The 10,897-nt window shown below is 70.6% G+C and carries 10 protein-coding genes and 1 tRNA gene; 7 read left to right on the top strand and 4 right to left on the bottom strand.

Annotated features, from left to right (window positions below; translation table 11 throughout):
* The first annotated feature begins 204 nt into the window (after positions 1-204).
* Both AB0M52_RS05850 and AB0M52_RS05845 read left to right on the top strand, forming a co-directional pair.
* A complete protein-coding gene (locus AB0M52_RS05850; protein WP_363949395.1) occupies positions 205-735 on the top strand; it encodes a tRNA adenosine deaminase-associated protein in 531 nt (176 codons plus the stop codon).
* Positions 736-916: 181 nt separating this feature from the next.
* On the top strand, positions 917-1,417 hold the full coding sequence (locus AB0M52_RS05845) for a nucleoside deaminase (RefSeq protein WP_363949409.1): 501 nt from the start codon (positions 917-919) through the stop codon (positions 1,415-1,417).
* 44 nt (positions 1,418-1,461) lie between these two features.
* Here the strand turns inward: AB0M52_RS05845 and AB0M52_RS05840 are convergent, their stop codons facing one another.
* The 3 genes from AB0M52_RS05840 to deoD form a co-directional block, all read right to left on the bottom strand.
* Positions 1,462-1,923: a thioesterase family protein gene (locus AB0M52_RS05840; protein ID WP_363949393.1), complete on the bottom strand. Its 462-nt coding sequence runs from the start codon at positions 1,921-1,923 to the stop codon at positions 1,462-1,464.
* Positions 1,920-2,558 (bottom strand): TetR/AcrR family transcriptional regulator, encoded by a 639-nt coding sequence (locus AB0M52_RS05835; protein ID WP_363949391.1) that lies wholly within the window; start codon positions 2,556-2,558, stop codon positions 1,920-1,922. The genes AB0M52_RS05840 and AB0M52_RS05835 overlap by 4 nt, the downstream gene beginning before the upstream one ends.
* A gap of 125 nt (positions 2,559-2,683) precedes the next feature.
* On the bottom strand, positions 2,684-3,391 hold the full coding sequence (gene deoD, locus AB0M52_RS05830) for a purine-nucleoside phosphorylase (RefSeq protein ID WP_111215734.1): 708 nt from the start codon (positions 3,389-3,391) through the stop codon (positions 2,684-2,686).
* Positions 3,392-3,466: 75 nt separating this feature from the next.
* On the opposite strand from deoD, the gene AB0M52_RS05825 reads away from it, so the two are divergent.
* The 5 genes from AB0M52_RS05825 to AB0M52_RS05805 all read left to right on the top strand — a co-directional run bounded on the left by AB0M52_RS05825 (position 3,467) and on the right by AB0M52_RS05805 (position 10,386).
* Positions 3,467-3,553: transfer RNA gene (locus AB0M52_RS05825), tRNA-Ser, on the top strand.
* 196 nt (positions 3,554-3,749) lie between these two features.
* Positions 3,750-5,408, top strand: coding sequence for a hypothetical protein (locus AB0M52_RS05820; protein ID WP_363949389.1), 1,659 nt, complete (start codon positions 3,750-3,752; stop codon positions 5,406-5,408).
* A gap of 250 nt (positions 5,409-5,658) precedes the next feature.
* Positions 5,659-7,293: an FG-GAP-like repeat-containing protein gene (locus AB0M52_RS05815; RefSeq protein WP_363949387.1), complete on the top strand. Its 1,635-nt coding sequence runs from the start codon at positions 5,659-5,661 to the stop codon at positions 7,291-7,293.
* Between the two features lie 115 nt (positions 7,294-7,408).
* The gene (locus AB0M52_RS05810) at positions 7,409-8,614 is read left to right on the top strand and encodes a cytochrome P450 (RefSeq protein WP_363949385.1); all 1,206 of its coding nucleotides are present in this window, start codon (positions 7,409-7,411) and stop codon (positions 8,612-8,614) included.
* A gap of 116 nt (positions 8,615-8,730) precedes the next feature.
* A complete protein-coding gene (locus tag AB0M52_RS05805; RefSeq protein ID WP_363949382.1) occupies positions 8,731-10,386 on the top strand; it encodes a hypothetical protein in 1,656 nt (551 codons plus the stop codon).
* A gap of 5 nt (positions 10,387-10,391) precedes the next feature.
* Here AB0M52_RS05805 and AB0M52_RS05800 read toward each other — a convergent pair whose 3' ends face one another.
* Positions 10,392-10,886 (bottom strand): hypothetical protein, encoded by a 495-nt coding sequence (locus tag AB0M52_RS05800; RefSeq protein WP_363949406.1) that lies wholly within the window; start codon positions 10,884-10,886, stop codon positions 10,392-10,394.
* Positions 10,887-10,897 lie beyond the last annotated feature (11 nt).

Below are 10,897 nucleotides of genomic sequence, written 5' to 3'. Positions count from 1 at the left end.
AACTCGTCCAGGCTCGCCTCACGCACCTCCCGGGGGTCGGGGGCAGGAACGATCACGGCAACATCCCTGTCTGCTCACGACGTCTCAGCGCCGACAGGAATGACCGGCCCTTCGGGGCGTTGACCGGTCGCCTGCCGACCCGACCGGCTAACGTGCACGCGTAACGGGTCGGCGTGAGCTGTGCCGAGGCTACTTGGGGGGACCGTGTCGTACTTCGCTGCGGCCGTGGTGCGCGAGAAGGGCGGCTGGACTGCCGCCGAGCTGAACCTGCGGGGTGCCGCCGACGTCGACGAGGTCGCCGAGCGGCTGCGCGACATCGCTCCCGACGCCGACCTGTCGCTGCTGTTCGTCGAGGCGGACGACACCTACCTGGTCATCCTGCGCCTCGACGAGGGAGAGGATCTGCGGGTCTTCGGCTCGGACTCGGCGTACGCGGAGGAGTCCCGGTTGGGCGCCCTGCTGGTGGGTGACCTCAAGGCGCCGGTCACCGGGCTGGACGACACCGAGGAGGCGCGTCCGGTCGCCACCAGCGGCGACGACGACAACGAGCAGCCCGCCGTCGACCCGGAGGCGGACCCGGTCGGCGAGGCGGATCTCCTGACCGATCTGGGCATCCCCACGCAGCGGCTGCTCGCCCTCTGCGCCCACGAGGGGATGATGCCGGCCGACGTCACCGCCGAGATCTGCCTGGTGCTGGGCTGCGTCGACGACGTCGAGGAGCTGCGTGAGGTCTGAGTCGGCCGGCGGTTCGGTGCCGCTCGGCGGTGGTGAACCGGCCGACGTGACCGATCCGGCACTGGAGACGGTCCGGCCCGGTCAGCCCACCCCCGGCTCGGTCGGCCGGGTGGGGCCGGGGGCGGACGCCGGCCTGGCCGATCCGACCGGCTCCGGCCGGCGGCAGCGGTACGAACTCTGGATGCGCCGTGCCTTGGAGACCGCGGTGACCGGCCCGGATACGGCGGCTACCGGTTCCGCGGCGTCGGTCGGCGGCGCTCCCAAACCGGCCGTCGACGCTGCGGGCGGTCCCGGCTCCGCCGACGACGTGCCGGTGGGCGCGGTGCTCTACGGGCCAGACGGCACCGAACTGGCGACCGGCCGCAACGAGCGGGAGTTGACCGGCGACCCGACCGCGCACGCCGAGGTGCTGGCGCTGCGCCGGGCCGCGCAGCGGCTGGGCCGGTGGCGGCTGGACGGCTGCACCCTGGTGGTGACCCTGGAACCCTGCACCATGTGCGCCGGCGCGCTGGTGCTGGCCCGGGTCTCGACCGTGGTCTTCGGCGCCTGGGAACCAAAGACCGGTGCCGCCGGCTCCCTCTGGGACGTGCTGCGCGACCGCCGGCTCAACCACCGCCCCGAGGTGTACGGCGGTGTCCTGGAGACGGAGAACGCTGCCGTCCTGCGCGCCTTCTTCCGCTGAAGCCGTCGGCTCGGCCCGCCCACCTGGCGTTCGTGCCCGAGGCGTCAGGCGGAATCGGGACGGAGCAGGGTGGCGGCCACCGCCCGGGCGGCGTCCGTCCACGGGGCCGGGCGCAGGGTCGCCGGGTCGAGCCGGACGATTGCGCGCCGGCCTTCCGCGTACGCCGTGGTGCCGTCGAGTGAGTGGAATCGGAAGGCGTACTCGGCGCTGCTGGTGCCGAAGTGCTCCAGCCAGAAGTGGACCGCCACCGGGCCGGTGCCGGTGATCGGTGCGCGGTAGCTGATGGTGAACTCCCGTACCGCATGGAACACGTCGGGCGCGCTGGCACGCCCGCCCTGGTAGGAGACCCCGCGCTCGGACCAGTACGCGGTGAGTGCCCGCTCCAGCAGCAACGCGTACCGGGCGTTGTGCAGGATGCCGAGGGCGTCGAGGTCGTCGAAGTGCACCATGGCGTGCTCGACGTGGCCGTACTCGACGGCGGGCTGTTCGGCGAGGGCGTGACTCATGACGGGCCTTCCGGTAGCAGGGTGAGGTCGGGGCACAGGGCCCGCAGGCGGCTCAGCACGCCGAGCCGGGCGTGCCGGTAGGTGGTCTCCGGGTCCAGCAGCCGGGAGCGCATCGCGGCGGCGATGCCGCACGCGTCGATCTCGTACGCCAGCAGCGCGGCGTCCACGTCCGAGCGAAGCTCGCCGAGGTCGACCGCCTCCCGGACGAGCCGTTCCAGGAACGTGGTCCAGGCGGCGAAGACCTCGGTGAGGCGATCCCGGACCGCACCCGGCCGGGCGTTGAACTCGAACTCCGTGGTGGCGAAGAAGCAGCCGCCGGGCAGCACCCGCGCCGCGTAGAAGTCGATCCGGGCCTCGTGCAGCGCTCGGATGCGGCGTACCCCTCGGGGAGCGCGCAGGGCCGGGGCGACGATCCGTTCCTGCCACTGGGTGACGGCCCGGTCGATGGTGGCGAGCTGGAGGGCCTCCTTGGAGCGCCAGTGCGCGAAGAGGCCGGACTTGCTCACCCCGAGGGAGTCGGCGAGGTGCCCGAGAGAGAGCCCGTCGAGGCCGCTGGTGGTGGCCAGGCTGACGGCGGCGTCCAGCACAGCGGTGCGGGTGCGCTCGCCCCGGGCGAGCCGGCCGTCGACGGTCATGTGGTGACGGTACTAAAGAAAACCGACCGGTCGTACTTATTTCTCCGGTGACGACGGTCACCCGACGCCGATGCGAAAGCGTCCCGCCACCGACGAGCGGTGGCGGGACGCTGGCGGGTGCCCGCTCAGGCGACGATCGTGTCCAGGGCGATCTCGACCATCTGGCTGAAGGTCTGCTCGCGCTCCTGCGAGGTGGTCTTCTCGCCGGTCTTGATGTGGTCGCTGACCGTCAGCAGGGTCAGCGCGCGGGCCTTGAACCGGGCGGCGATGGTGTAGAGCGCGGCCGACTCCATCTCGACCGCGAGCACCCCGTAGTCGGCGAGGGTGTCGTAGAGGTCCGGCCGGTCGGTGTAGAAGGCGTCCGCGGCCAGGATCGGCCCGACCCGCATCGCGATGCCGCGCCGCTCGGCCACCTCGACCGAGGTGCGCAGCAGCCCGAAATCGGCGACCGGGGCGTAGTCGATCAGCCCGTCGAAGCGCATCCGGTTCATGTTCGAGTCGGTCGACGACCCGCTCGCCGCGATCACGTCGCGCAGCTGGAGGTCCTCGCTGAGGGCGCCGCACGAGCCGACCCGGATCAGCGACTTCACGCCGTACTCGTTGATCAGCTCGTGGGCGTAGATCGAGGCCGAGGGCATGCCCATGCCGGAGCCCTGCACGGAAACCTCGACGCCGTTCCAACGGCCGGTGAAGCCCAGCATCCCCCGGACCGTCGAGTAGCAGTTCGCGCCCTCGAGGTAGGTCTCCGCGATCCACTTGGCCCGCAGGGGGTCACCCGGCATCAGGACCCGCTCGGCGATCTCGCCCGGCTTCGCGCCGATGTGCGTACTCATGGCAGAGATCCTGCCAGGCCGGCCTGGCGGGGACCGGTTCGGCGTCGGAACCGGTGGTCCTGTAGCCTACTCGGCGGTGGCGTGTCCGAGTGGCCTAAGGAGCACGCCTCGAAAGCGTGTGAGGGTTTACGCCCTCCGCGGGTTCAAATCCCGCCGCCACCGCTCGTGAGACAGCGAGAACGCCCGGTCGATCCGCAAGGATCGGCCGGGCGTTCCGCATCTGGTCTCAGTCTTGGTCTCATTCGTGCTCCGGCGTCGGATTCAGCCCGTCCAGGTCGGCATGTCTGACCGACCGGACATGGCTATCGATCGGCGTCTCCCTAAGATGTGGGAGCGTCTACGGGGGAGCGGGGGTTTGATGCGACGGAGAGTTGCCGGGGTGTCGGTGCTGGCGGTGTTGGCCAGCATGGCGGTGAGCGCCCCGGCGCAGGCGGCGGACGAGTTCCGGACCATCACCCGGGACGGCCTCGTCGTGCAGCACCACCGGGTGGCGAAGGCGGCCACCCCGGTGAAGGGGACGGGCGTGACCCGTTCCGACTTCGACGGCGACGGTGTCGACGACATCGCGGCCTCCGCCGACCCCCTCAACCACAGCCAACTGCCCTACTATCCGAGCGGCATGGTCGTGGTGCGCTACTCCTCCGCGCCGCAGGTCGACTACCTCATGGGTTCGTTGATGCCAAACGGCCGCTCCAGCTTCGGCATCGCGTTGGTCGCGGGTGACTTCAACGGCGATGGCTACGACGACCTGGCGATCGGCGACGCGGACGAGGTCGACACCAAGAACAAGGCCTACGGTGGTGGTGTCTGGATCATTCCGGGCAGCCGTACCGGCCTGGTGGTCGACTCGACCAAGCATTTCAACCAGAGTTCGCCGGGCATCCCCGGGGAGTCGGAGAACTACGACGCATTCGGCGCGTCGCTCGCGGCCGGTGACATCAACGGCGACGGGCGCGACGACCTGGCGATCGGTGCGTTCAAGGAGTCGATCGGCAGCGTGGCGGAGGCCGGCGCGGTCACCGTCCTCTATGGCGGCAGCGGCGGCCTGACCGGGACCGGCGCCCAGCAACTGCACCAGAACCAGGCCGCGGTGCCCGGCTCGGCGGAGCGCCGGGACCACTTCGGGATGGCCCTCGCCATCGGGAAGGTCAACAACAACAAGTACGCCGATCTGGTCATCGGTGCTCCGCATGAGAACGACGGCCAGTCAATCTGGAACGGCACTGGCATGGTGACGTTGATGTGGGGTTCGGCGAGTGGGGTGAAGCTCAGCGGTGCCACCTCGGTCACGGGTGCGGGGGTTTACAAGGCGACCGGACGCAGCGACACGATCGCCTGGTACCTGGGCATGTCGCTGGCGATCGGTGACGTGAACGGCGACGGGCTGGGCGAGGTGATCGCCGGGGCCCCGAACGCCCAGACCCCACACCTCGACGGTGGCCTGATCGCGGTCTTCACCGGTCGGACCGGTGGCCTGTCCGGCAGCGCCGTAAAGATCATTACCCAGCGTACGGCCGGCGTGCCGGGCTCGCCGGAGGACCAGGACCGGTTCGGCGCGACGCTCGCGGTGGGTGACGTGACCGGCGACGGCCGGGCGGACGTGCTGGTCGGTGCGTACACCGAGGCTATCGGCACGAAGGCCGAGGCGGGCATGATCGCCCTACTCAAGGGCTCCTCGTCCGGGCTGACCGGCAGCGGTGCCCAAGGTTTCGACCAGAACCACTCGGTCGTGCCGGGCACCGCGGAGAAGGGCGACAAGTTCGGTGCCTCGGCGGCGCTGCTCAACCTCAACGGCACCGGCCCGCTGGACGCGATCGTGTCGTCGCCCGGGGAAGAGGTCGCGGGCGACCTCGTCGGGTACGGCTCCGGCACGTTGTCCCGGTTCCACGGTGCTTCCGGTGGGCTGGTCCCGCTGTCCAGCTCGTGGAGCGGACGCTCCTTGAACACCGACCGCGTCCAGCTCACGAACTATGGTGCCCGGATCGCCGGCGCGCAGAGCAGCGGCCCGTGGTGGTGACCTGGCTGTGGGAGCCGCTACCGACAAGCGAGGGTTTCTGATGCGACGGAGCGTCGCCGGGGTGTCGGTTCGTGAAGCGGCCTGTCGCTGCGTACCCACCGGGTCTGGCCACAGCGGTACGGCCTGTTCATCGCCGGCCCGCTCCGCTGACTGACGACCAGCCACCACTATCGATTGATGCTGCCGCAGATCTGACGCGGCTGCGGGAAACGGGAAGACGGGGATTGCGGTGCGACGGAGAGTTGCCGGGGTGTCCGTGCTGGCGGTTGTGGCCGGCATGGCGGTGAGCACGCCCGCGCGGGCGGCGGACGAGTTCCGGACGGTCACCCGGGATGGTGTTGTCCTTCAATACCACCGGGTGTCGAAGGCGGTCACTCCGGTGACGGGAACCGGTGCCACCCGGTCCGACTTCGACGGTGACGGCGTCGACGACATCGCGTCCGCCGCCGATCCCTTCGAGCAGAGATTTCCGCAGTCACCGATGGGCCTGGTGGTGGTGCGTTACTCGTCGGCACCGCAGGTCGACTACTACGCGACCGCCGTCTCACCGGTTGGCGGAGGCGGCAGCTTCGGGGAAGCCCTCGCCGCCGGTGACTTCAACGGCGACGGCTACGACGACCTGGCAATCGGTGACCTGAGTGAGTTCGACCCGAGCGCGAAGGTCCACGCCGGTGGGGTGTGGGTGATCCCCGGCAGCCGCACCGGCCTGATGGTCGGCTCGGCGAAGCACTTCAACCAGAGCACGCCGGGCGTACCAGGTGCCTCGGAGAAGGAGGACTGGTTCGGGTCGGCGCTGGCGGCCGGTGACATCAACGGCGACGGGCGGGACGACCTGGCGATCGGGGCGTACGGCGAGGCGATCGGGACCATCAGAGAGGCTGGCGCGGTCACGGTCCTGTACGGCGGCACCGGCGGCCTGACCGCCACCGGCGCGCAGCAGCTGCACCAGAACCAGGCCGCGGTGCCCGGCGCGGCGGAACGCCTCGACCACTTCGGGTGGACCCTCGCCATCGGGAAGGTCAACAACAACAAGTACGCCGACCTCATCATCGGCGCACCACAGGAGAACGAGAGCAGCTCGTCGACCGGCAGCGGCATGATCACGCTGATGTGGGGCTCGGCGAGCGGGGTGAAGCTCAGCGGGGCCACCTCGGTCACCGGGGCAGCGCTGCGCAAGGCGACCGGGCGTAGCGACAGCTATGTCTGGCAGTTGGGCATGGCGCTCGCGGTCGGCGACGTGAACGGCGACGGGCTGGGCGAGGTCATTGCTGGCGCGCCGTTCGCGCAGAGCCCGAAGGGCAACGAGGGCATGGTCGCGGTCTTCACCGGCCGGACCGGCGGCCTGTCCAGCAGTGCCGTGAAGCTCTTCAGCCAGCGTACGGCCGGGGTTCCTGGGTCACCGGAGGCCGGTGATCTGTTCGGTGCGACGCTCGCGGTCGGCGACGTGACCGGCGACGGCCGGGCCGACGTGCTGGTGGGCGCGCCCGGCGAGGCGATCGGTACGAAGGCCGAGGCGGGCACGATCGCCCTGCTGAAGGGCTCTGCCGCCGGGCTGACCGGCAGCGGGGCCCAGGGGTTCGACCAGGATCACCCGGTGGTTCCGGGCGGGGCCGAACGTGGCGACTGGTTCGGTGGCTCGGTGGCGATCCTCAACCTCAACGGCACCGGCCCGCTGGACGCGGTCGTGGCCTCGCCCGGCGAGGAGGTGGCCGGCGACCAGGTCGGGCTCGGATCCGGGTCGGTCGCCCTGTTCCATGGTGGTTCCGGTGGGCTGGTCCCGCAGTCCATCTCGTGGAGTGGCCAGAGCCTGCGCACCGACTTCGTCTGGCCCAAGTGGTACGGCCGTCGCCTTGCCACCCCCCAGACCGGCGGTCTGCACTACTGACCCTGGACTCAGTGGGCGTCCCGCCTATCGGCCGAGCGTTACCGTGAGTGATTGATTGCCTTCGTTGCGCTTCCCGTGCGATGGTTTCCTCATGATTCCCGTCGACGCTAATCCCGTGCCGCACCCTTTCCACGTCGATGCCGACGGCGTTGACCGGACGCCCGGCCCGGACAAACACCCCTACTACGCACGGTTCGCCGCCTCAGAGTCCGGCATCGTGCCGGTGATCCGGCAAGTCGGTGGGGAGTGGCTGCCGGCGCTGCTGATCTGCCGGTACGACGACGTCCGGGAGGTGCTCCGCCGGCAGGACCTGTTCTCCCGGGCCGCCGCCGCCCACGCCGACCAGGTCGACGTGTCCGGGACGATGCTCGGAATGGACGGCGCAGAGCACGCCGCCGTCCGGGGCACGGTGAAGGACAACTTCACCAAGCCCGCCGTGTCCGGGCTGCGCGACACGGTGCAGGCGGCCGCCGAGGCGCAGCTCGCCGTGCTGGTTGCCAAGGGCGGGCGGGCTGACCTGGTCGGCGACTTCGCCGTACCGTTCGCCCTGAACGTGATTTCCGACCTGCTCGGCCTGCCGGAGCCGGACCGGGCACAGTTCCGCCGCTGGGGCGACATGTTCATGGGCTCGGGCGACCTCAGCCGGGCCGAGGCCGCCCGGTCAGCCGAGGAGATGGGCGGCTACCTGTGGCAGCAGTTGGACCAGCGGCGGGGCTGCCCAACCGGTGACCTGATGACCCGGATCGCCACGGCGGCGGCGGACCAGCCGGTGGACGTCCAGGTGAAACTGCCCCTCTCGCTGATCGTCGGTGGATGGGAGACCACGGCCAGCTCCATCTCGACCTTCGTGTACCTGCTGCGCACCCGCCCGTACGCCGGGCACGACTCCGCGTGGGACCACCTGCTGAAGCACCCGGAGCAGGTGGACGGGGCGGTCGCCGAACTGGAGCGGCTGCACTCGACCTCCAACGGCGACGAGATGCCCCGGCGGGTGATGGCGGACGTTACGTTGCCCAGCGGCGCGCGGCTGGCCGAGGGCGACATCGTGATCCCGTCGCATGACGGCGCGAATCGGGACCCGCGGGTCTTCACCAACCCGGAGCGGATGGACTTCGGGCGGGACCCGAACCCGCACCTCTCCTTCGGTTACGGCCCGCACTACTGCATCGGCGCGCACCTGGGCGCCCTGGAGGTCCGGGTCGCGCTGGCGCTGCTGCTACAGGAGCTGCCGGGGTTGCGGTTGGCGGTGGCCCCGGACGAGGTGCGGTGGAAGCAGGGGCACGCGATCCTCGGCCCCTGGGAGCTGCCGGTCAGCTGGTGAGGCGGGCAGGTCCCAGCACCGACCGTCCAGGTTGGCAGGTCTGTCCGGCCGGGCATAGTTATCGGTCTACGCCGCCCTGATGATGTTGGAACGTCTAGGGGAAGCGGGGGTTTCTGATGCGACGGAGAGTGGCCGGGGTGTCCGTGCTGGCGGTGTTGGCCAGCCTGGCGGTCAGTGCCCCCGCCAAGGCGGCGGACGAGTTCCGGACCATCACCCGCGAGGGCGTTGTCCTGCAGTATCACCGGGTGGCGGAGGCGGTCACCCCGGTGAAGGGAACCGGGCCGACCCGATCGGACTTCGACGGGGACGGCGTCGACGACATCGCCGCCAACGGCGATCCCTCCTACTTCGACCCGTCGCGCCACCCGACCGGTGTCGTTGTCGTGCGCTACTCGTCCGCGCCGCACGTCGACTACTTCTCGGGTGTCCTATCCCCCGACGGCGGCTGCAGCTGCTTCGGCATGGCGCTCGTGGCCGGCGACTTCAACGGGGACGGCTACGACGACCTGGCAATCGGTGACTCGGACGAGGTCGACCCGCGTAACAAGGCCCATGCCGGCGGCGTCTGGGTCATCCCGGGCAGCCGTACCGGCCTGGTGGTCGACTCGGCGCAGCACTTCAACCAGAGCACGCCGGGGGTACCCGGTGAGGCGGAGGACCTAGACAGGTTCGGCTCGGCGCTGGCGACCGGCGACATCAACGGCGACGGCCGCGACGATCTGGCGATCGGGGCGTACGGCGAATCGATTGGAAAGATCGCGGAGGCCGGCGCGGTCACCGTCCTTTACGGCGGGGTCGGTGGCCTGAAGGTCACCGGCGCCCAGCAGCTGCACCAGAACCAGGCCGCAGTGCCCGGCGCCGCAGAGCGCCGCGACCACTTCGGCTGGGCGCTCGCGATCGGAAAGGTCAACAACAACAAGTACGCGGACCTGGTCATCGGTGCTCCCCACGAGAACGACGGCCAGAGCTGGACCGGCAGTGGCATGGTGACCCTGATGTGGGGTTCGGCGAGCGGCGTGAAACTGAGCGGCGCAACCTCGGTAACCGGCGCGGCGGTGAAGAAGGCGACCGGCCACCGCGACACGATCGCCTGGTACCTCGGTGAGGCGCTCGCGATAGGCGACGTGAACGGCGACGGGCTCGGTGAGGTGATCGCGGGCGCGCCCAGCGCCCAGACCCCGCACATCTACGGTGGCCTGATCGCGGTCTTCACCGGCCGGACCGGTGGCCTGTCCGGCAGCGCCGTGAAGATCATCACGCAGCGCACGGCCGGCGTGCCGGGTACCCCCGAGCAGGAGGACCGGTTCGGTGCGACGCTCGCGGTGGGTGACGTGACCGGCGACGGCCGGGCCGACGTGCTGGTGGGCGCGCCCGGCGAGGCGATCGGTACGAAGGCCGAGGCAGGCATGATCACCCTGCTCAAGGGTTCCTCCTCGGGGCTGACCGGCAGTGGTGCCCAGGGCTTCGACCAGAACCACTCGGTCGTACCGGGCGGCGCAGAGCGCGGCGACAAGTTCGGTGCCTCGGTGGCGCTGCTCAACCTCAACGGCACCGGTCCGCTGGACGCCGTCGTGGGGTCGACCGGCGAGGAGGTGTCCGGAGATCAGGCCGGCCACCCGTCCGGGACGTTGTCCCGGTTCCACGGTGCTTCCGGCGGGCTCGTCCCACAGTCCGGCTCGTGGAGCGGCCTGTCGCTGCGTACCGACCGGGTCTGGCCAAAGCGGTACGGCCTGCGCATCGCCGGCCCGCAGAGCGGCGGCCCGCTCTTCTGAGCAGGTCAACAGGGGCCGTGGCCCTCGACGAAGAGGCGGTGCGCCCAGTCGGCGTACCCGGCGATGATTTTGCGGACCGTGCGCCCGTCGTGCAGGAACAGGTACGCGCGGTCGCCGTCGCGGGCGAGCAGGCCGTCGAAGCGGTGCGTCCCCTGTGGAGCTCGAAGCTGGCGCACTGTTGGATAGGTGGCCCGGACCTCGGCGATCGGCGTCCCGGCGGTGATCCCTTCCGGGGTGCTGACCGGGTCGCCGGCCCAGAGCAGCACCAGCCGGTTGTCGATGAAGATCGGGCTGACCATGTCGTGCCCGGCCAGCGTCGGGCCGCAGGCGTCGACGTCGGTGCGGAGTATGCCGCGCCGGGTCAGCTCGCTCTCGGTGGCGCCGAAGTCTACGTCGGCCAACCCGTCGAGGTCGACCACGGTGACCGACGCGACGGGTTCGGGCACGGCGAAGGTGCCCGGTGGTACGGGTCCGCTGCCCGAGATCGAGGCAGCCAGAATGAGCGTGGCGA

It is taken from the genome of Micromonospora sp. NPDC051296, from assembly GCF_040682255.1.
Classification (GTDB): Bacteria; Actinomycetota; Actinomycetes; order Mycobacteriales; family Micromonosporaceae; genus Micromonospora; species Micromonospora craterilacus.
Note: the sequence above shows the minus strand (reverse complement) of the source record. Positions and strands in the feature narration are given on the sequence as shown.

Excerpts from the sequence above, each read along its gene's own strand:
- AB0M52_RS05845 (WP_363949409.1), top strand. The coding sequence starts at position 917 with ATGCGCCGTGCCTTGGAGACCGCGGTGACCGGCCCGGATACGGCGGCT.
- AB0M52_RS05840 (WP_363949393.1), bottom strand. The coding sequence starts at position 1,923 with ATGAGTCACGCCCTCGCCGAACAGCCCGCCGTCGAGTACGGCCACGTC.
- AB0M52_RS05835 (WP_363949391.1), bottom strand. The coding sequence starts at position 2,558 with ATGACCGTCGACGGCCGGCTCGCCCGGGGCGAGCGCACCCGCACCGCT.
- deoD (WP_111215734.1), bottom strand. The coding sequence starts at position 3,391 with ATGAGTACGCACATCGGCGCGAAGCCGGGCGAGATCGCCGAGCGGGTC.
- AB0M52_RS05820 (WP_363949389.1), top strand. The coding sequence starts at position 3,750 with ATGCGACGGAGAGTTGCCGGGGTGTCGGTGCTGGCGGTGTTGGCCAGC.
- AB0M52_RS05805 (WP_363949382.1), top strand. The coding sequence starts at position 8,731 with ATGCGACGGAGAGTGGCCGGGGTGTCCGTGCTGGCGGTGTTGGCCAGC.